This is a genomic window from Micromonospora sp. NPDC049044 (assembly GCF_040649215.1).
Lineage (GTDB): Bacteria > Actinomycetota > Actinomycetes > Mycobacteriales > Micromonosporaceae > Micromonospora.
The window spans coordinates 165,410-185,510 of the sequence record NZ_JBEZFA010000012.1 but is presented as its reverse complement, the minus strand read 5'-3'; the positions used below and the strand labels follow the sequence as shown (position 1 = coordinate 185,510).

Here is a 20,101-nt window from a genome sequence, read left to right as displayed (position 1 = left end):
TCGACAGCGCATCCCACTCGACATCAGACAACTCGTAGCGACGACCCACGCGCTACATCATCCGACATCAAGATCCTTTGAAGACACGGCCTAGGGCTCCGCCCGGCGGACCGGTCGACCTGTCGATAGGCTGCTCGATCGTGGATGTCAGCAGAGTCGCCAGCCCGGTCACCGGAGTCGTCGGCCGTTTTCTCGCCGGGGCGGGGCTGCTCCTGCGCGGGCTGGGTCTCTACGTCCGCAGCCCGGGGTTGATGCTGCTCGGCATCGTGCCGGCGCTGATCTCCGGCGCGCTCTTCCTGGCCGCGCTCGCCACCCTCGTGTACTTCGTGGACGACCTCGCCGCGCTTGTCACCCCGTTCGCCGACGACTGGTCGAAGACCGGCCGCAGCCTGGTCCGGGTGGTCGCCGGGCTGGCCTTCCTGGGGCTCGGCGGGCTGCTCGGGGTGCTCACCTTCACCGCGGTGACCCTGGTCATCGGCGACCCGTTCTACGAGAAGATCTCCGAGCAGGTGGAGCTGCGCTACGGCGGCACCCCCGGCGCTGTGGACGTGCCGTTCTGGTCGTCGCTGCGCCGCAGCCTCGCCGACTCCGTACGCCTGGTGGCGCTCACCGCGCTTGTCGGCATCCCGCTCTTCCTTGCCGGTTTCATCCCGGTGGTCGGCCAGACCGTCGTCCCGGTGATCGGGGCGGCCGTGGGTGGGTGGTTCCTGGCTGTGGAGCTGGTCGGTGCGCCGTTCTACCGGCGTGGGATGCGCCTGCCGCAGCGTCGGACGATCCTGAAGGCCGACCGGCCCACCGCGCTCGGCTTCGGGGTGGCAGTCTTCCTCTGCTTCCTGATTCCGCTCGGCGCAGTGCTGATCATGCCGGCGGCGGTCGCCGGTGCCACCCTGCTGGCCCGCCGCTCGCTCGGCCAGCCGATCGACGGTCCACTGTCCGCGCCGCCCGCCGGCCGGCCCGTCGAGAGGAGCTGACCGTGGAGATCACAGTGGTCGAGGGGGACATCACCGCCCAGCGCGTGGACGCCATAGTGAACGCGGCGAACTCGTCCCTGCTCGGCGGCGGTGGTGTCGACGGGGCCATCCACCGGCGCGGCGGCCCCGCCATCCTGGCGGAGTGCCGCGCGCTGCGGGCGTCCCGCTACGGCAGAGGCCTGCCGACGGGGCAGGCGGTGGCGACGACTGCCGGCGAGCTGCCGGCCCGCTGGGTGATCCACACCGTCGGGCCGGTCTGGTCCGGCACCGAGGACCGCTCGGCGCTGTTGCGCGACTGCTACGCCAACAGCCTGCGGGTGGCCGACGAACTGGGCGCGACCACAGTGGCCTTCCCGCTGATCTCCGCCGGCATCTACGGCTGGCCGGCCGACGACGCGGTCCGCCAGGCCCTCACCGTGCTGCGCTCGGCCACCCCGACCGCCGTCACCGAGGCCCGCCTGGTGCTGTTCGGGGCGGACACCTACGCGACCGCCCGCCGCGTCTTCGGCGACGCCTGATCACTACCGGGCGATGAGCTCGCCCAGGGGCTGTTTGCGCAGCGTGCGCTGTGGCGGAGTCGACAGCGGAGCACGCCGGCTTTTACCAACACCATGTTGATAACATGTCGACATGATGTCGATAACCCACGTGGGTGGGCGCTGATGTTCCTCGCCATTCGTGAGCTGAGCTTTGCCCGCCTGCGGTTCGCGCTGATGGGCGCGGTGATCGCGCTGATCGCCGTGCTGATGGTGATGCTGTCGGGGCTGTCGGTCGGGCTGGTCCGCGACGGGGTGTCCGGGCTGCAGAACCTGCCCGTCACCTCGTTCGCCTTCGCGCACGACGTCCAGCGTGACTCCGCGTTCTCCCGCAGCGTCGTGGACCTGTCGGCGGTGGACGAGTGGGCCGCCCAGCCCGGCGTGGCCGACGCGGCACCGTTCGGCAACACGCTCGTGAACACGCGTACCGACCGGGGAACCGAGATCGACCTGGCACTGTTCGGAGTGCCGTCCGACTCCTTCCTGTCGCCGGCGGTCAGTAAGGGTGAGCGACTGGGCACCGAGGACGGGATCGTGGTCAGCCCCACGGCGCTGGACGCGGGCCTGCAGTTGGGCGACACGGTCACCATCGACAGGCTGGGCACGCGGCTGCGGGTGGTCGGCGTCACCGAGCAGCAGGACACCTTCGGTCACGTGGACGTGGCGTACGTGCCGCTGGCGGCGTGGCAGGCCATCAAGTCCGGCACCGCCCCCGGCACGGCGCTGCCGCAGCGCGCCGCAACGGAGATCACGGCGGTGGCGATCCGCGCGGACGACGGGAAGTCCGTCGACCTGGCCGCCGGGGACACCGCGGCCGGCACCGAGAGCCTGACCCTGAAGGAGTCCTACGGGGCCTCGCCGGGATACACCGCCGAGACGACGACCCTGCGGCTGATCCAGGGATTCCTGTACGCGATCTCGGCGCTGGTCGCCGGCGCGTTCTTCGCGGTGTGGGCGATCCAGCGCAAGCCCGAGGTGGCCGTCCTGCGGGCGCTGGGTGCCTCGACCGGCTGGGTGCTGCGGGACGCGCTGACCCAGGCACTCGTGCTGTTGGCGGCTGCCGTCGCCATCGGGGTGGGGATCGGGCTCGCACTCGGTGCCCTCATCACCGGCAGCGGTATCCCGTTCGCCCTGAGCATGCCGAGCATCTCCGCGGCCGGGGTGGGCCTCGTCGTCCTCGGTCTGGTCGGCGCCGGCGCGGCGGTCATCCGCATCACCTCTGTCGACCCGGCCACCGCTCTGGGAGGAAACCGATGAGCAGCCGTCCCGCTCCGACCGCTTCGACCACACCCGCCGACGACGCGTCCGAGCGGCTCGGCCTGGTGATGCGTGCGGTGTCCCTGCGGCACGGCAACGCCGCCGAGACCGTGCAGGCGCTCGACGACGTCGATCTGACGGTACGACCCGGTGAACTCGCCGCGGTCGTGGGCCCGTCCGGTGCGGGCAAGTCCAGCCTGCTCGCCGTCGCCGGCGGGCTGGCCCGGCCCGACCACGGCACCGTCACCGTGGCCGGTCAGGACATGACGGTCCCGAGTCGCCGGACGCGCACCGAGTTGCGCCGCCAGCACGTGGGGTTCGTGTTCCAGTCGGGCAACCTGCTGCCGGCGTTGACCGCCGTCGACCAGTTGCGGCTGCCCCTGCGGCTGGGGCCTCGCTCGCAGCGGTCCGGCCGGGACCCGCTGGAACTGCTCGCGGACGTCGGCATGGCGGACAAGGCCGACCGCCGCCCCCACCAGCTGTCCGGCGGCGAACGTCAGCGCGTCGGGATCGCCCGCGCGCTGGTCACCGAGCCCAGCGTGCTGCTTGTCGACGAACCGACGGCGGCGCTGGACCGGGCACGCAGCCACGAGATCGTGCAGCTGCTGGCCCACGAGGCCCGGCAGCGGTCGGTAGCGGTGGTTATGGTCACTCACGACCACGACGTCCTGCAATACTGTGACACCGTCTACGAGATGGTCGACGGCAAGCTCGCGGCCAGCAGCTGACGCGACGACGGGGCGGGCCCGGCCGCAGGGCCGGGCCGGCCACGCCCGTCCGGAACGAGGGGGGCGGCGTGCCGAAGATCCAGGCCGCGACCGTCGCCGAGCACCGGGCAGCCCAACGTGCCGCGCTGCTCGACGCGGCCCGCGCACTGCTGTCGGAACACCCCGAGCAGATCCCTGGTCTGGCCGAGGTCGCCCAGCACGCAGGTCTCGCCCGGTCCAGCGTCTACTCGTACTTCAAGTCCCGCGCCGACATGTTCGACGCCCTCGTCACCGAGACGTTTCCCCGCTGGTCGGCCTACGTCGAGAAGCGCATGGACGCGGCCGGCACGCCCGGACAGAAGATCCAGGCGTACGTGGACTCCAACCTACAACTGGTTGCCCGAGGCGACCACGCCCTGGCCCGCGCGCTCGCGTCAGCCGGCAGCAGCGAGACGCTCGCCAGCTCCAGCCGACTCATGCACGACCGGCTGGAAGCCCCGCTGCGCGCCGCGCTCACCGACCACGGCTCCTCGGACCCGGTCCGGGTGGCCGAGCTGGTGCAGTCGATCGTCTACGCCCTCAGTCGAATGATCGAGGGAGGGCTCGCGCTGGACGAGGCGACCAGCCTCGGTCGCGAACTGCTCGGCCCGTACCTCGATCGCGACAGCGGCTGAGGCTGCGGCCCCCTGTCAGGCCAGCTCCGCCAGGCAGGTCCACTGGGATGCCACCGGGCGGTAGCCGAGCCGGGCGTTGATCGCCAGCATCGGTGCGTTCGCCTCGTCGTTCGAGGTGTACGCGACGCGCACACCGTTGGCGGCGGCCCGGTGCAGCGCCGCCGTCTTGGCCAGTCGGGCCAGCCCGCGTCCCCGGTACGCCGCAATGGTGCCGGTGAAATCCGACCACATCCGGCCCCCGTCCCGCTTCACCAGACTGAACGCGACGATCCCGCCGTCGATCTCGACGACGGTGCTGGCCGTCTTGTCCAACCCGACGTTGTCCCAGACGTCGTACCGCCAGCTCTCGTAGCTGATCGCGTCGACCGGCACGTCGCCGGGCTCGTCGGCCGCCGAAGCGATGTCCGCCGTGTACAGCAGGTGTGGGTCCAGGTCGGCGATCGGGAGCAGCCGTACGCCCGGCGGTGGCTCGGGTAGCGCGGGCACCCGGTCCAGGTCGAGCGCCGAATATCGCAGCTCGCGGCTTGGCTCGTAGCCGTGCCGGCGCGCGAACGGCAGCCCGTCCGGCAGTGCCGTGCCGCGAACCCGGCGGATCCCCAGTGGGCGGAGGTGGTCGGTGGCGGCGGTCAGCAGGGCGGTGCCGACGCCGCGTCGCCGGTGCTCCGGGTGCACGTGCAGCAGGTTCAGTTCACCGAAGTCCGGTGTGGAGGTCCAGCCGGCACGCTGCGCCGACACCCACCCGACCACCTGGGCGTCTACTTCGGCGACGAAGGCGGTCCAGCCCTCCTCGGGTGGCGGTTCGGCGATCATCTTGCGGGTCGACTCGACACCGCGCACCAGGTACGGGTAGACCAGCGTCCGCAGCGCCACCACTCCCGGGGCGTCGTCCGGCCGCGCCGTACGGATCCGCATGTCAGGCCCCCGTCCGTACGGCGGCGACGGCCTCGACCTCGACGAGCTGGTCGGTGTAGCCGAGCACTGCCACCCCGAGCAGGGTGCTGGGCGGATCGTGGTCGCCTGGCACGACAGTAGGCCCCTCGTCGTCCAGCGGGCACGCGCCGGCGGTGAAGACCAGCCGCGCGGGCGGCTCGACGGTGGCCGCGTAGGCGTACTCGGCGACGTCGGAGAGGGCGGCGACGTGCAGCAGCGCGACAGGTTCCGGCATGCCGCGAGGCTAACCACGTTCGCAGACCCGGGCGACGCAATAACGTCGCGACCCACCTCGGCCGGAGGCGACAGCTTCAAGGAAACAGTCGCCTCGGGGCGTCCTGAGGGGCCTATTTCCCTGAAGTGGCGCGGATCCTGCCGTGCCCGCCGGTACCGGGCGGCGACGCGCGTCAGGCGGAGGCGCGACGGATCAGCTCGGTGGGGAGCATGACCGCCTGCTCGATGGTCTCCCCGGCGGCCAGCCGGAGCAGTTGGCGGGTCATCCGGCGGCCGAGTTCCACGATCGGCTGCCGGACGGTGGTCAGCGGCGGCTCGGTGTACGCGGCGGTCTCGATGTCGTCGAAGCCGACCACCGCCACGTCGTCCGGCACCCGTCGACCGGCCTCGCGCAGGGTCCGCAGGGCGGCGTGCGCCATCAGGTCGGAGGCGGCGAAGACACCGTCGAGGTCGGGATGTTCGGTGAGCAGGCGGCGCATCGCCGCCGACCCGGATTCCCGGGTGAAGTCACCGATGGCGATCAGCTCGGGCAGCCCCGCGTCGGCGACCGTGCTGCGGTAACCGCTGAGCCGCTCGATCCCGGCGACCATGTCCTGCGGCCCGGCGATCGTCGCGATCCGCCGACGACCGCTGTCGATCATGTATCGGACGGCTGCTGTCACACCGGCCACGTGGTCGACGTCGACGTACGGGACGGGCACGTCGCCGAGTGGCCGGCCGCTGACCACCACCGGGATGCCGAGTCGGGCGAGCGTGCCGGGCAGCGGGTCGGCACCGTGCAGTGACGCGAAGAGCACGCCGTCGACGTGCCTGCCGGTGGTGTACCGCTCGACCCGATGGTGCCCGGCCGGTGAGCCGGCGAGCATCAGCACCAGTTGCTTGTCGGCCGCCTCCAACTCCTGGCTGACGCCCCGGATGATGCCGGGGAAGACCTGGTCGTCGGAGAAGACCCGGGTGGCCGCCTCCGGCATGACCAGGGCGATCGAGTCGGTGCGTTGGGTGACCAGACTGCGGGCGGCCAGGTTGGGGACGTACCCCAACTCGGCGACCGCCCGGGTGACCGCCTCGCGGATCGGTTCGGCGACGGTGGTGGAGCCGTTGACCACCCGGGACACTGTGGCGCGGGACACCCCGGCCCGCGCTGCCACCGCCTCGAGCGTCGGCCGCTGCGCCGTCGTCATCGCGCCTTCCCCCCCCGCTCGTCACAGCCCGTTCCGGGAGATCACCTCCTGGTACCACCGGGCGCTGGCCTTCGGTGTGCGCCGCTGGGTCAGGTAGTCGACGTGCACGATCCCGAACCGCTTGCGGTAGCCCTCCGCCCACTCGAAGTTGTCAAGTAATGACCATACGAGATAACCGCGCAGGTCGACGCCCCGGGAGATCGCTTCGTGCGCCGCGCGGAGGTGCCCGTCGAGGTAGGCGATGCGATCGCTGTCGATCACCTGCGCCGGACCGTCGGGCGAGTCGGCGCCGGGTTTGTCGGGGAACGCCGCACCGTTCTCGGTGATCAGCAGCGGCACGCCGGGGTAGTCGGCCGCGATCCGCTCCAGCAACCGGGTGAGCCCGGCCGGCTCGATCATCCAACCCATGTCGGTAAGCGGCCCGGCCGGTGGCAGGAAGTGCACAGCGCCCTCGGTGCCCGGATAGGCGCCGTTGCCGGCGCCGTCGGGTCGACCGGCCACGTAGGTAGGGGCGTAGTAGTTGATGCCGAGCAGGTCGATCGGCGCGGCGATCAGCTTCTCGTCGCCGTCGCGGATGAACGTCGGCTCGACGATCCGGGCCACGTGCTCGCGGACGTCGTCCGGGTAGCCGCCGGCCAGCAGCGGGTCGAGGAAGATCCGGTTGTGCAGGCCGTCGACCAGGCGGACCGCCGCGGCGTCGGCAGCGCTCTGCGGGTCGGCCGGGCGCACGTCGGCCGGGTTGACAGTGACGCCCACGCTGCGCGCGCCGGCCGCCCGCAACGCCCGCGCCGCCAGGCCGTGCCCCAACAGCAGATGGTGTACGGCGGTGAAGGCCGCCGCCGGATCCTGCTCACCCGGCGCGTGCACCCCGTTGCCGTAACCGAGGTAGGCCGAGCACCACGGCTCGTTGAGCGTGGTCCACACGTCGATCCGGTCGCCGAGGCGGGCGTACACCGCTGTGGCGTAGGTGGCGAAGTGCTCGGCGGTGTCCCTGTTGGTCCAGCCGCCCCGGTCACCGAGGGACTGCGGCAGGTCCCAGTGGTAGAGGGTGACGATCGGGTCGATGCCCCGAGCCAGCAGCGTGTCCGTGAGCCGGTCGTAGAAGTCCAGCCCACGGGGATTGGCCGGGCCGGTGCCGTCGGGCTGGATCCGCGGCCAGGCGACCGAGAACCGGTACGTCCGCAGGCCCAGCTCGGCCATCAGCGCCACGTCGTCGGCGTACCTGTGATAGTGGTCGCAGGCGACGTCGCCGGTGTGGCCCTGGTACACCTTGCCTGGCGTACGGCTGAAGGTGTCCCAGATGGACGGACCGCGACCGTCGTCGCGGGCCGCACCCTCGATCTGGTACGCGGCGGTGGCCGCCCCCCAGAGGAAGTGCTCGGGAAACCGGATCTCGTTCACGCCTTGACCGCACCTTCCATGATCCCGCCGATGATCTGCCGGCCGAACAACACGAAGACCAGTAGCAGGGGCAGTGTCGCGATTGCCGTCCCGGTGAACACCTGCGACATGTCCTGGTAATACCCGTCCGACAGTGCGCGTAGGGACAACTGCACCGTCGGATTCGCCGGATCGTTCAACACAGCGTACGGCCAGAGGAAGTCGTTCCAGGTGGTCATGAAGGTGAGCAGTCCGAGGACTGCGGCGGCCGGACGCAGGGCGGGCAGCACGACGTGCCACCAGATCCGGGCGGTGCCACAGCCGTCCATCCGGGCGGCCTCGATCAGTTCGTCGCTGATGGCCTGGCCGGCGTACTGCCGCATCATGAACACCCCGAACCCGGTGACCAGCACCGGGACGATCACGGCGGGCAGCCTGTCGTTCCAGTGCAGCCTGCTCATCAGCAGGTAGAGCGGGATCACGCCGAGCTGGGTCGGCACCATCATGGTCGCGATGATCAGCAGCAGCAGGGCGTTGCGGCCCCGGAACCTCAGCTTGGCGAAGGCGAACCCGGCCAGGCTGGAGAAGAACACCACGGAGACCGTCACCGTCGTCGCGACGATCGCCGAGTTGATCAGGCCGGTCAGGAAGTACGCGTCGGTGTTGTCGAACAGTCGGGCGATGTTCGCGCCCAGGTTGCCGCCCGGGGTGACCGGAGGTGGCAGTTGGCCCATCGCGTCGTTGCTGCGACTGGCGACGACGAACATCCACCAGATCGGGAAGATCGACAGGGCGGCGGCGAACACCAGGGCCAGGTAGGTGAGCGGGGTGGCCCGCCAGAGCCGGCTCATCGGGTGGATTCCTTCCGGGTGCTGCGGCGCTCTCCGCCGCCGAGTCGGCGCAGGATCAGCACGTTCACCGCTGCGACGATCGCGATGAGCGCGAAGAGAAGCCAGGCAACCGCCGAGCCGTACCCGAAGTTGTAGTGCGGGGCGAAGGCGTTCTCGAACATGTACATGGTCAGGGTCTGCGACTCGCGCAGCGGCCCGCCGCGGATCGGGTTGGTGCCGGAGTTGAACATTCGGGGTTCGGTGAAGAGTTGCAGGCCACCGATGGTGGCGATGATGGCGCAGAAGATGATCGTCGGTTTGAGCAGTGGCACGGTGACCTTCCAGAACTGCCGGGCCCGGCTGGCGCCGTCGATTGCCGCCGCCTCGTACAGGTCGCGGGGGATGGCCTGCATCGCGGCCAGCAGGATCAGCGCGTTGTAGCCGGTCCACCGCCAGTCGACCATGGCGGAGATCGCCACCCAGGAGGCGACCCGGTTGGACTTCCACTCGATCGCGTCCATCCCGACCAGGTCGAGCAACCAGTTGATCATCCCGAACTCGCGGCCGAAGAGCACCCCGAAGACGATCGCCACGGCGGCCGTGGAGGTGACGTTCGGGACGAGCACCGCCATCCGCCAGCCGGTGCGGGCGCGCAGCCCCCGGTTCAGGAGGTTGGCCAGCCAGAGCGCGGCGAGCAGTTGCGGCACCGTGGAGATCACGAAGATGCCCAGCGTGTTGGCCAGCGCGTGCCAGAAGTCGGCGTCGGCGAGCAGTCGGGTGTAGTTCTCCGCCCCGACGAACGGGTGGTCGGTGCCGAGCAGGTCCCAGTCGTGCAGCGACACCCAGAAGGTGTACGCCAGCGGGTACGCCCCGAAGACGCCGAAGATCAGGAAGAACGGGGCGATGTAGAGGTACGGCGAGAAGCGGGTGTCGAACCGGCTGAGCCGACCCGAGGGCTGGCGTTTGTTGCGGGTTGCCGGCGGGACCGGTGGACGGGCGTCGAGTTGGACGGTCATGCCCGAGAACTCCTTTCCGTCGTGCGGGCGGGACCCCGGCTGCCGAGGCCCCGCCCGCACGCTCGCTCGGGCTACTTGGCGGCGGCCTTCTTGGCGTTGTTCACCGCGTCCGTCCAACCCTGGTCGGGGTTACGCTGACCCAGCTCCACGGTCCGTACGGCGTTCTCCACCTCGGTGCGGACGGCCTGGTTCTTCGGGCCCATGTAGACCGGCTTCAGGCTCTTCGCGCCGGTGCCGAAGATCGAGCCGACGGGCGCCTCGGAGAAGTACGCGTTCTTCGCGCCGGTGATCGCCGGGTCGTCGAGCGCCTGCGGCGAGGAGGGCAGCGGGCCCTTGGCCTTGAACGCGCCGATCTGGCCCTTGGCGCTGGTCAGGAACTTTGCCAGCTCGATCGCCTCGGCCTGGTGCTTGCTCTGCTTCGGCACGGCGAGGTGCGACCCACCCCAGTTGCCGCCGTTGCCGGGCACCCGGGCGATGTCCCACTTGCCCGAGGCGGTGGGGCCGGCGTTCTGCTCGATGACCCCGGTCATCCAGGCGGGGCAGGCGATGGTGGCGAACTTCGACTGCTTGAAGGCGGACACCCACTCCTCGGACCAGGAGCCGTACTTGCCGGAGAGGCCCGAGTCGATGATGTCCATCGTGGTGTCCCACGCCTGCCGTACCGCCGGGTTGCTGTCCACGACGAGTTTCTCGCTGGTGTCGTAGTAGCTGTAGCCGGTGGTGTTGCCGGCGTTCTGGAGCAGGATGGTGTTGAAGGTGTTTGTGGCCGCGTCGAGGAAGGACGCGCCGGTCTTGGCGGCGGCGAACTTCTCGCCGGTGGCGATGTAGTCCGGCCAGGTCGGCCAGAGCTGGGAGACCGCGTCCCGCTCGGTGGGCAGGCCGGCCTTCTGGAAGAGGTCCTTGCGGTAGCACATGGCGATGCCGCCGACGTCGGTGCCGAGGCCGATGAGCTGCTTGCCGTCGGCGGTCAGACCGGCGTTCCACTTCCACTCCAGGAAGTTGCCCTTGAGGTCGGCGGCGCCGTGGTCCAGCAGGTTGACGAAGTTGCCGGGGTTGGCCTTGTACTCGACAAGCAGGCCCTCCTCGATGGCCACCACGTCGCCGGCACCCCGGCCGGCGGCGAGCCACTGGGTCAGCTTCGGTGAGTACTCGTCAAGGTTGGTGCCGGTGCCGCGCTCAACGATCTTCACGTCGGGGTTCGCGGCCATGTACTCCTGATAGAGCTGCTCGTAGCCGAACTGGCCGAAGACGTCGACGGTAAGGGTGATCGGTCCGTCGCCCGGTTCATCGCCACCGCCGCAGCCAGCGGTGACGAGCACGGCGGTGGCGGCGGCGAGGGCCACCGCGGCGAGGCGGCGGCGCGGGAAGGCAGCCATGGGTTTCGACCTCTCTCCAGAGGGTGGGGGTGCTGGCAATGACTCAGAGAGCGCTCTCCCGACAGGTTGGTGGGTGGCCGACCACCTGTCAAGAGAGCGCTCTCTCAGCGTTGCGTTCCCGTGATCAACGGTCGCCGTGCCCCGGTAACGCGGGGACGCCCCAACATCGACGAGGGCGCCACCCCCGCAGGGGTGACGCCCTCGTTCGTGGCCGGTCGGTCAGCCGGTGCGCAGGCCGTCCAGCAGGATGCGGTCGCCGGCGACGTCAAGCGTCTCGAAGCTCACCCGCCCCCAGAGCGCCAACAGCAGGTCGCTCGCGGTGCCACTGACCTGGGCGCGGGCGTGGTGATCGTCGTGGTCGAAGATGGTCGCGGTGTCGAGCAGCGCCACCCCCTCGCCGCGCAACCGCAGATACCAATCCTGGGCCGCGTCCGTCGCGCAGAGCTGCACCACACCGTGCCAGTCACCCGGCACCTGCCGCCGACCCGCGGGCAGCCAGGTGTCCAGCACCTCGCTCACCCCGTCGGCCGCGAGCTTTGCCTCCACCGGGTCACCGGCAGCGATGGCGAGTTGGGCATCCCAGCGGTGCACAGCCGTCTCGTGCGCCATCCGACGCGGCCAGAAGCCCGCCTTCTTCGGCTGCGGGGCCCAGTTCCACGCCGGCGCCTCCGGGTCGAGCCCGTCGAAGACGGTCATCACCCGGTCGTAGCCCTGCCGCCACAGTTGGAGCGCGTCCACGCCCGAGTCGGCCTCGAGCTTCTCCCGTCGAGGCGGTTTGCCGGTCTGGCCGGAACCGGCGAACGACGACACCCAGTGGTAGATGCCGGCCATGTGCAGCGTGAGGTCGTTGACCGTCCAGCCCGGACAGGACAGCACCGGTGTCTCGGGTGGCGCCTCGGCCACAGCTGCCGCGAAAGCCGGGCCCTCCGTCCGGAGCGCCCCGATCCAGAAATCCTTGCTGCCCTGCAGTCTGCTCATCGCCATCCTCCCGGGGGTGCCGGGCGACCAGTGGGTGCCACGGCTACTTGTCAGCCTAAGGTGAAGGGCGTGCCAGACGCCTCCGCCCAGCCGACAACCGACGCCGATCGTGCCATCCCCGGTCCACTCGCCGGCCACACCACCCTGCGAACGGGTGGGCCGGCCGAGCGGATCGTGGCCGCCGGCAGTGCCGACGAACTCGTCCACGCGGTGCGGGCCGCGACAGAGCCGGTCCTGGTCCTGGCCGGGGGCAGCAACGTGGTGATCGGCGACGCCGGGTTCCCCGGCACCGTCGTCCTGGTGCGCTCCCGTGGCGTGCGCGTCATCGCCGAAGACCCCACCTCGGTCACCGTACGGGTCGACGCCGGCGAACCGTGGGACGACCTGGTCGCGGCGACCGTCGCCAACGGCTGGGCTGGGTTGGAGTGCCTCTCCGGCATCCCCGGCTCGACAGGCGCCACCCCGATCCAGAACGTCGGCGCGTACGGCCAGGAGGTCGCCGAGACCATCACCGGCGTCGAGGTGTACGACCGGGTCGAGGGCACCCGCCAGGTCATCCCGGCCGCCGACTGCGGCTTCGCCTACCGGGGCAGCATCTTCAAGTACGCGGACCGCTGGCTGGTGCTCTCGGTCGACTTCCGGCTCACCCGGTCTCCGCTCTCCGGGCCGGTGCGCTACGCCGAGCTGGCCAGGGCCCTCGGGGTCGAGGTGGGCGACCAGGTGCCGCTGGCGGACGCCCGAGCGGCGGTGCTGCGGCTGCGTGCGGGCAAGGGGATGGTGCTCGACGCCAACGACCCGGACACTCGCTCGGTCGGCTCGTTCTTCACCAACCCGGTGCTCGACCGGGCCACCTACGACCAACTCCTGGAACGCTGCGCCGAGCTGGGCGACCCGCCCGCCTGGCCCGGGGCGGACGGTCTGGTCAAGGTGAGCGCCGCCTGGCTGATCGACAAGGCCGGCTTCACCAAGGGCCACCCCGGCGCGGGCGGGGTGGCCATCTCCAGCAAGCACACTCTGGCGCTTACCAATCGCAGCGGCACCGCCCGCACCGCCGACCTGCTGGCCCTCGCCCGCGACATCCGCGACCAGGTCCACGCCCGCTTCGGCGTCACCCTCCACCCCGAACCAGTCCTAATCAACTGCACCCTCTAACCACCCCACCCCACCCCACCCCACCCCGCCCCCGCCCCGCCCCGCCCCCACCCCCGTCGATCATGGAGTTGTGGTGCTGGGCAAAGGGGATTTCCGGGGTTAAAACACCCACCACAAGTCCATGATCGACGGGGCGGGGGGCGGGGCGGGGCAGCGCGGGGCGGGGCGGGTTGGGGCGGGGTTAGGGGAGGGGCCAGGGGAGGGTTAGTTCGCCTTGGCGCCAGCGGGTGGGGTGGTCGAGGACGGGCCAGCCGGTTTCGCGCAGGCGGGTCACCGCGCGTAGCCAGCGTTGGCGGGGGCCGAAGGTGGCGTACGGGGCAGCGGCCTGCCAGGCGTCGTCCAGGGCGCGGATGAGAGCGTGCACCGGCTCACCGGGAACGTTGCGGTGGATCAGCGCCTTGGGCAGCCGCTCGGCCAACTCGGCGGGGCTGCCCAGGGTGGTGAGCTTCGCGGCCAGGGTCAGCGTCCGGGGCCCCTCGGCGTCGATCAGCAGCCAACTGGCGAGCCGCCCCAACTCGTCACACGTGCCCTCGACCAGTGCTCCGCCGGGGGCGAGCGCCGCGGTCATCGTCTGCCAGGCCCCGGCCACCTCGCTCTCGTCGTACTGTCGCAGCACGTTGAACGCGCGGACCAGCACCGGCCGGAGCCCGGCCAACTCGAACCCACCCCGGGCGAACGTCAGCCCGGGCGGGTCGGCGGACGGCGCCGCGGCGGCCACCCGGGCGGCGTCGATCTCCAACCCGACCAGCCGTACGTCCGGACGCACCCCGGCCGCCAGTCGAGCGCGCAACTCCACGGCGGTCACCGGGGTGGCGCCGTAGCCGAGGTCGACAACCAGGGGGTCGTCCGCCGCCAGCAGCCGGTCGGAGCAGGTGGCGACGATCCAGTTGTCCACCCGGCGGAGCCGGTTCGGGTTCGTCGTGCCGCGGGTGACCACGCCGAACGGCCGCCGTCGCGCCGCAGGGCTCATGTCAGGAGACTCGGTGCACCTTGTGCTGGGCGGCCTGTGCCCGTGGCCGGACCACCAGCCGGTCGATGTTGACGTGCTCGGGACGGGTGGCGCACCAGGCGATGCAGTCGGCGACGTCCTCGGCGACCAGTGGCCCCGGCACCCCGGCGTAGACGGCGGCCGCCCGTTCCGCGTCGCCCTCGAAGCGCACCAGCCCGAACTCCTCGGTCTTCACCATGCCCGGGTCGATCTCGATCACCCGCAGCGGTCGGCCGCACAGCTCCAGGCGCAGCGTGCCGGCGATGGCGGTCTGCGCGTGCTTCGCGGCGGTATAGCCGCCCCCGCCCTCGTACACGGTCAGACCGGCGGTGGAGGAGACCACCACGATGGTGCCGGCGCCGGACGCCTCCAGCGCGGGCAGCAGCGCCTGGGTGACCCGCAGGGTGCCGAGCACGTTGACGTCGTACATCCACTGCCAGTCGGCGACCGAGCCGGACTCCACCGGGTCCAGCCCGCGCGCTCCACCGGCGTTGTTGACAAGCAGGGTGACCGGTCCCGGTGCCCGGGCGGCGGCCTCGGCCAGCCCGGCCACCGACTCGTCCGAGGTGATGTCGCAGGTCACCGCGGTGGCCTGACCGCCGGCGGAGGTGATCTCGGCGACCAGGTCGGCGAGCCGCTCGGCGCGGCGGGCGGCGGCGAGCACGTGGAAACCCTCGGCGGCGAGTCGGCGGGCGGTGGCCGCGCCGATCCCGCTCGATGCTCCGGTGACGATGGCGACAGAGGTCATTCCGACATTGTCACCCTGACCGTGGGGCCCGATCCGACCGGGCGGGGCGGCCGTCGTCCGGAGGGCGGTGATGAGGTCCGTCACCCCCGGGGGCCGCGCCGGGGAATTTCCGATGCCCGATGGGGAAGATGACACCTGGCGTACAGGTTGACCGAGAAGCGCCGGTCGTGCGGGACGGCATCTACCGTGACAAAGGAGCGGATGTGGCGGAAATGCACACCGGTGTCGGGCGTCAGCGAGGTGCCCAACCGTGGCCCCGGCCGCGCCGCATCGCCACCCTGTCGGTGCACACCTCACCCCTGCACCAGCCCGGCACGGGCGACGCCGGTGGCATGAACGTCTACATCCTCGAGGTGGCCCGGCGACTCGCCGAGGCCAACGTCGAGGTGGAGATCTTCACCCGGGCCACCTCCGGCGACCTGCCCCCGGTCGTCGAGATGGCGCCCGGCGTGCAGGTCCGGCACATCACCTCCGGCCCGCTGGAGGGCCTCACCAAGGAAGAGCTGCCCGGCCAGCTCTGCGCCTTCACCGCCGGGGTGCTGCGCGCCGAGGCGTCCCGCCCGCCCGGGCACTACGACCTGATCCACTCCCACTACTGGCTCTCCGGGCAGGTCGGCTGGCTGGCCAAGGAGCGTTGGGGGGTGCCGCTGGTCCACACCGCCCACACGCTGGCGAAGGTCAAGAACGCCCAACTCGCGGCCGGTGACCGGCCGGAGCCCAAGGCGCGGGTCATCGGCGAGGAACAGGTGGTCGCCGAGGCGGACCGGCTGGTCGCCAACACCCGGGTCGAGGCCAGCGACCTCCTCACCCGCTACCACGCCGACCCGGGCCGGGTGAGCGTGGTGCAGCCGGGTGTCGACCTGCGTCGGTTCCGGCCCGCGCCGGGCAACCGGGCCGCGGCCATCCGCGCGGCGCGCCGCCGGCTGGGGCTGCCGGCCAACGGGTACGTCGTCGCCTTCGTCGGCCGGATCCAGCCGCTCAAAGCCCCCGACGTGCTGATCCGCGCGATTGCCGCGCTGCGCGAACGCGACCCGGCGCTGGCCGACCAGGTGACAGTGGTGATCTGCGGCGGACCCAGCGGCAGTGGGCTGGACCGGCCCACAGCGCTTATCGAGTTGGCCGCCACGCTCGGTGTCACCGACGGGGTGCGGTTCCTGCCCCCGCTCACCGGGGACGACCTGCCGGCCCTGTACCGGGCGGCCGACCTGGTCGCGGTGCCGTCCCACAACGAATCGTTCGGGCTGGTCGCCCTGGAGGCACAGGCCAGCGGTACGCCGGTGCTGGCCGCCGCCGTCGGCGGGCTGGTCACCGCCGTGCGGGATCAGGTAAGCGGCGTACTGATAGACGGTCACGACCCGGTCGACTGGGCTCGGGCGCTGGGCTGGCTGCTGCCGGACCGAGCCCTCCGGACGGCACTTGGCCGGGGGGCCGAGCAGCACGCCCGGCACTTCTCCTGGGACCGTACGGTCGCCGGTCTGCTCGACGTCTACGGCGAGGCGATCGCCGCTCACCGCGCTCGACTCGCGGCCGACCTGGCGGCCGACCCCGCGCTCTCCTGCTCCTGGTGACCGCCGGGCGTCGCTGTCGACGGGTGCGCCGGGCGGGTCGGTCGTAGAGTGGGCACGGTGAGCCCGAAGAGTGATCTTGCCATCCTGATCGAGTCGGTCTGCGCGGAGCGGGAGTTGGCCTGGGAGTCGACCGGCCCCGACTCGTACGCGGTGACCCTGCCGGGCACGCACAAGCTCAAGACGGTCTGCAACCTGATCATCGGCGAGCACGCCCTGCGGGTCGAGGCGTTCGTGATGCGCCAACCGGACGAGCGCCGCGAGGAGCTGTGGGCCTGGCTGTTGCAACGCAACGCCCGGATGTACGGCGTCTCCTTCTCCACCGACGCCGTCGGCGACGTGTACCTGACCGGGCGGGTCAACCCGGCCGGCGTGGACGCCGACGAGTTGGACCGGCTGCTCGGCTCCGTGCTCACGTACGCCGACGAGTCGTTCGACACGATGCTGGAGATCGGCTTCGGAAGTTCGATCCGCCGCGAGTACGAGTGGCGGGTCAAGCGTGGCGAGTCGACCGCCAACCTGGCCGCGTTCGCCCATCTCTTCGAACCCTCCGGCTCAGGCCTCGACCAGTCCTGACCGCGCCCCGGAGGCGCGCCTCGCGCCCGCTCCCCGCGCCACACGGCTGATTGGCCGTGGTTCGGACCGCTCCTGACGGGTATGCCGCTCCGCGCGGTGCGGCGAGGGACCCCCGCGCGCCGAGGACGGAGTGTCAAGGAGCGGAGCATCCCATGGCTCAGCGGAACAGCTCAGGTCGCGGCGCGACTGCGACCAGGACGAAGCGACAGGCCGGCAACCAGACACCGGGTACCCCGGGAGTCTCCGAGTCGGAGATCTCCCGGATGCGGGTGGACGACATCCGGGGACAACTGCGCAAACGCGGGGTTTCCGGGATCTCCGCGCTGCGTAAGCCCGACCTGGTGAAACAGTTGGTGCGCTCGATGCGGGCCGGCGCGGGTCGCAGCAGCACCGGCCCGACAGGTCGGGCCACCGGCACCAGAGCGTCGGCCGGTCGGGCCGCCGCCACGAAGAAGTCGGCGTCGCGGGCCGCGCCGAGTCGCGCGAAGGCCGCACCGGCGAACAAGAGCGCTCCCGCGAAGCGGGCCGCCGCGAAGAAGGCGAGCGCCGCGAGGACGACGACTGCCGCGAAGAGGGCAACCGCCGCGAAGAAGGCGACCGCTGCGAAGGCGACGACTGCCGCGAAGAAGGCGACCGCCGCGAAGAGGGCGACCGCCGCGAAGAGGGCGACCGCCGCGAAGAAGTCGAGCGCCGCGAAGGCGACGACTGCCGCGAAGAAGGCGAGCACCGCGCGGAAGTCGACGAGGGCGGGTAAGACCGCTCCCGCCAAGAAGACGACAGCGGCGGGCAGGTCGACGACGGCCCGTACCGCATCTGCGGGTAAGGCGCCGGCGAAGCGGGCCCCGGCGCGGCCGGCGGCGAAGCGGGCGGCCCCGACCAAGCGCACGGTCTCCCGGTCGGCCAGCAGCGGTACGTCGGCCGGTGGGATCCGGACCGGACGAGGCACCGGACGGTCGGTCCGTAGCTCGCAGGTGATCTCGTCGGTCATGGACCGGCCGGAGCGGCCCGGGCGAAGTCTGATCACCGCGAATCACGAGGTGATCAAACGGTGGGCCCAGGAGCGTGGGGCCAGGCCGGCAACCATCGCGGGCACCGAGCGCGACGGCCGGGCGGGCGTTCTGACCTTCAACATCCCCGGTTACCGGGAAAGTAGCCGAATTCGCGAGATCACCTGGGATGAGTGGTTCTATACCTTTGATCTGCGCCGGCTGAACCTGATTTACCAGGAACAGTTGCGCGACGGGCGGCAGAGCAGCTTTTTCCGGACCGAGTCGCCCGATCGGGAGGACGGTTGAGGTGTTTGCGGGAATGCCTGACGGGTACGCGGCTGTTGCCAGAGATCGAGGCCCGAAAAACGGATACTCGTCAGTTGTGACCGGCGAGACAGACGTTCTGGGTTGAATCCAGAATCCGGGCGAACTAACTTTATTGCACCGCGCCACGCTTGGAAACGTTCGGGGGAGCGGCGGATCGATCAGATCCGCGCACCAGGCGAGGCGCGAGGGGACGGGTGGATCAACCGTTGGGGGACGGTGCCCACCTGTTTGGACCGGCGGCTGAGCGGGCGATGCTTACGGGGGTGAGTGTTGCCCGCCGCCGCCGGCCCCACGGCGGGCGCCCACTACGACCTCAGGGACGTGGTGGGCGCTTTGCCGTGTCAGGGGTCAGGCCACCGGCGCCCGGTCAGCGGAGGCCGTCTGCTTCCGGCGCAGCGCGGCGACATGCCGTTCCCGGGCTGGTCCGGCGACCAGATGCCCGACCGCCGCCGCCAGGCCCAGCCCACCCACCAGCAGCCAGTGCCGGTCGCCGAGGTGTTGCAGACTCACCCCGCCGAGGGTGGGCGCGACGAACGCGGCAGCCGGGAACGTCAGGTAGAAGACCGCCTGGTACCGGGCGCGCAGCTGCGGCGGTGCGAGGTCGGCGTTGATCTGGGCGTTGGGTGGGGCGGCGAGCATCGAACCGATCGTCCAGACCGCCGCAGCACCCAGGTAGACGGCCAGGTCGTCGGCGACGACGAGCACCCCGAAGCCGAGCGCGAGCAGCGCGGTGGAGGCGGCAAGTACGACGTCCTTGCGGTGCCTGTCGATCAGCCTCGGCACGAACAGTTGCCCCGTCACGATCAGCGCGCCGCCGAGCGCGACCACCAGACCGTACGCCGATGGACCCAGACCGTCAGCGCGCATGGCCAGCGGCATGATCGTCGACGTCTGCATGGTGAGGACGGCCAGCACGAAGGTGAGCCCGACGAAGACCAGGAAGGTCCGGTCGGTGAGCGCGGTGTGCAGCCCCTCTCGACGGGGCCGGAGCGACGCGGGGGTGGCCGGCGGGGCGTCGGCCGGCGGGGTGGCCAGCCGTAGGGTTTCCGGCACCTTCCAGCCGATCACGGCGGCTGCCGTCAGGGTGGCACCGGCGTCGACGAGGAACAGCGCGGTGAAGCTCGCCTCGGCCAGCACCCCGGCGAGCAGCGAGGCGACCGCCATGCCCAGGTTGAACGCCCAGAACTGGAGGTTGAACGCGCGCGACCGACGTTCGGCGGGCACCACGTCGACGATGGCCGCGACGAACGCCGGACTGGGCATCGAGTGGACCACGCCGACGAGCGCGGCGAGCACCGCGATCAGGAGCAGGTGCTGGCTGAAGGCGAGCGCCACCATCAGGGCGGCCGTGCTCAGGTGCGCGGCGAGCAGCGTCTTCCGGCGGCCCCACCGGTCGGCGAGGACACCACCGAGCAGTACGCCGCCCGCTCCGCCGGCCCCGTACGCGCCGACCACTGTGCCGGCCAGCCCGATGCTCGCTCCGCGTACGTCGGTGAGGTAGAGCGAGAGGAACAGCATGGCGAACGCGCCGGCCCGGTTGATCAGGAGGCCGGCCCAGAGGTACCAGAAGGTGGCGGGGAGCCCGCCTGCGGTGTCGTGCCACCAGCGCCGCAGGGCGTGCACTCGATCCTCCATACAGTTTGGTTTATTAACTGTTTCGAGTGCAGCGTAGAAACTCGGACCGTC

General features: G+C 71.1%; 20 protein-coding genes. 9 read left to right on the top strand and 11 right to left on the bottom strand.

The window, feature by feature from the left end; translation table 11 throughout:
* The first annotated feature begins 140 nt into the window (after positions 1-140).
* The 5 genes from AB0B85_RS13270 (at position 141) to AB0B85_RS13250 (ending at position 4,145) form a co-directional block, all read left to right on the top strand.
* A complete protein-coding gene (locus tag AB0B85_RS13270) occupies positions 141-971 on the top strand; it encodes an EI24 domain-containing protein (protein ID WP_357406759.1) in 831 nt (276 codons plus the stop codon).
* A gap of 2 nt (positions 972-973) precedes the next feature.
* On the top strand, positions 974-1,489 hold the full coding sequence (locus AB0B85_RS13265; protein ID WP_357406757.1) for an O-acetyl-ADP-ribose deacetylase: 516 nt from the start codon (positions 974-976) through the stop codon (positions 1,487-1,489).
* Between the two features lie 144 nt (positions 1,490-1,633).
* Positions 1,634-2,764, top strand: coding sequence for an ABC transporter permease (locus AB0B85_RS13260; protein ID WP_357406755.1), 1,131 nt, complete (start codon positions 1,634-1,636; stop codon positions 2,762-2,764).
* Positions 2,761-3,492, top strand: coding sequence for an ABC transporter ATP-binding protein (locus AB0B85_RS13255; RefSeq protein WP_357406753.1), 732 nt, complete (start codon positions 2,761-2,763; stop codon positions 3,490-3,492). Before AB0B85_RS13260 ends, AB0B85_RS13255 begins: the two co-directional genes overlap by 4 nt.
* A gap of 68 nt (positions 3,493-3,560) precedes the next feature.
* A complete protein-coding gene (locus AB0B85_RS13250; protein ID WP_357406751.1) occupies positions 3,561-4,145 on the top strand; it encodes a TetR/AcrR family transcriptional regulator in 585 nt (194 codons plus the stop codon).
* A 15-nt stretch (positions 4,146-4,160) separates the two neighbouring features.
* Here AB0B85_RS13250 and AB0B85_RS13245 read toward each other — a convergent pair whose 3' ends face one another.
* The 8 genes from AB0B85_RS13245 to AB0B85_RS13210 form a co-directional block, all read right to left on the bottom strand.
* The gene (locus tag AB0B85_RS13245; RefSeq protein WP_357406749.1) at positions 4,161-5,057 is read right to left on the bottom strand and encodes a GNAT family N-acetyltransferase; all 897 of its coding nucleotides are present in this window, start codon (positions 5,055-5,057) and stop codon (positions 4,161-4,163) included.
* A 1-nt stretch (position 5,058) separates the two neighbouring features.
* On the bottom strand, positions 5,059-5,310 hold the full coding sequence (locus AB0B85_RS13240; protein WP_357406747.1) for a hypothetical protein: 252 nt from the start codon (positions 5,308-5,310) through the stop codon (positions 5,059-5,061).
* 172 nt (positions 5,311-5,482) lie between these two features.
* Positions 5,483-6,490 carry a LacI family DNA-binding transcriptional regulator gene (locus tag AB0B85_RS13235; RefSeq protein ID WP_357406745.1) on the bottom strand — a complete coding sequence of 336 codons (1,008 nt, stop codon included), beginning with the start codon at positions 6,488-6,490 and terminating at the stop codon, positions 5,483-5,485.
* Between the two features lie 21 nt (positions 6,491-6,511).
* On the bottom strand, positions 6,512-7,891 hold the full coding sequence (locus AB0B85_RS13230; RefSeq protein WP_357406743.1) for a GH1 family beta-glucosidase: 1,380 nt from the start codon (positions 7,889-7,891) through the stop codon (positions 6,512-6,514).
* On the bottom strand, positions 7,888-8,721 hold the full coding sequence (locus AB0B85_RS13225; RefSeq protein ID WP_357406741.1) for a carbohydrate ABC transporter permease: 834 nt from the start codon (positions 8,719-8,721) through the stop codon (positions 7,888-7,890). Before AB0B85_RS13225 ends, AB0B85_RS13230 begins: the two co-directional genes overlap by 4 nt.
* Positions 8,718-9,716 (bottom strand): sugar ABC transporter permease, encoded by a 999-nt coding sequence (locus tag AB0B85_RS13220; protein WP_357406739.1) that lies wholly within the window; start codon positions 9,714-9,716, stop codon positions 8,718-8,720. Before AB0B85_RS13220 ends, AB0B85_RS13225 begins: the two co-directional genes overlap by 4 nt.
* Before the next feature lie 71 nt (positions 9,717-9,787).
* Entirely contained in the window at positions 9,788-11,092 is a 1,305-nt protein-coding gene (locus AB0B85_RS13215; protein ID WP_357406737.1) for an extracellular solute-binding protein, read from the bottom strand.
* A gap of 219 nt (positions 11,093-11,311) precedes the next feature.
* Complete coding sequence (locus AB0B85_RS13210) at positions 11,312-12,070, bottom strand: maleylpyruvate isomerase family mycothiol-dependent enzyme (protein ID WP_357406735.1); 759 nt, start codon at positions 12,068-12,070, stop codon at positions 11,312-11,314.
* Positions 12,071-12,139: 69 nt separating this feature from the next.
* Here AB0B85_RS13210 and AB0B85_RS13205 point away from each other — a divergent pair, with 69 nt between their 5' ends.
* Positions 12,140-13,222 carry a UDP-N-acetylmuramate dehydrogenase gene (locus tag AB0B85_RS13205; protein WP_357406733.1) on the top strand — a complete coding sequence of 361 codons (1,083 nt, stop codon included), beginning with the start codon at positions 12,140-12,142 and terminating at the stop codon, positions 13,220-13,222.
* A gap of 181 nt (positions 13,223-13,403) precedes the next feature.
* Here the strand turns inward: AB0B85_RS13205 and AB0B85_RS13200 are convergent, their stop codons facing one another.
* Together AB0B85_RS13200 and AB0B85_RS13195 are read right to left on the bottom strand one after the other, a co-directional pair.
* Positions 13,404-14,192: a class I SAM-dependent methyltransferase gene (locus AB0B85_RS13200; protein ID WP_357406731.1), complete on the bottom strand. Its 789-nt coding sequence runs from the start codon at positions 14,190-14,192 to the stop codon at positions 13,404-13,406.
* 1 nt (position 14,193) lies between these two features.
* The gene (locus AB0B85_RS13195; RefSeq protein WP_357406729.1) at positions 14,194-14,958 is read right to left on the bottom strand and encodes an SDR family oxidoreductase; all 765 of its coding nucleotides are present in this window, start codon (positions 14,956-14,958) and stop codon (positions 14,194-14,196) included.
* A 203-nt stretch (positions 14,959-15,161) separates the two neighbouring features.
* Here AB0B85_RS13195 and mshA point away from each other — a divergent pair, with 203 nt between their 5' ends.
* The 3 genes from mshA (at position 15,162) to AB0B85_RS13180 (ending at position 18,394) form a co-directional block, all read left to right on the top strand.
* Entirely contained in the window at positions 15,162-16,526 is a 1,365-nt protein-coding gene (gene mshA, locus AB0B85_RS13190) for a D-inositol-3-phosphate glycosyltransferase (protein ID WP_357406727.1), read from the top strand.
* 57 nt (positions 16,527-16,583) lie between these two features.
* Positions 16,584-17,099 carry a YbjN domain-containing protein gene (locus AB0B85_RS13185; RefSeq protein ID WP_357406725.1) on the top strand — a complete coding sequence of 172 codons (516 nt, stop codon included), beginning with the start codon at positions 16,584-16,586 and terminating at the stop codon, positions 17,097-17,099.
* A 263-nt stretch (positions 17,100-17,362) separates the two neighbouring features.
* Positions 17,363-18,394, top strand: coding sequence for a hypothetical protein (locus tag AB0B85_RS13180; RefSeq protein ID WP_357406777.1), 1,032 nt, complete (start codon positions 17,363-17,365; stop codon positions 18,392-18,394).
* Between the two features lie 369 nt (positions 18,395-18,763).
* Here the strand turns inward: AB0B85_RS13180 and AB0B85_RS13175 are convergent, their stop codons facing one another.
* Positions 18,764-20,038 carry an MFS transporter gene (locus AB0B85_RS13175; protein ID WP_357406775.1) on the bottom strand — a complete coding sequence of 425 codons (1,275 nt, stop codon included), beginning with the start codon at positions 20,036-20,038 and terminating at the stop codon, positions 18,764-18,766.
* Positions 20,039-20,101 lie beyond the last annotated feature (63 nt).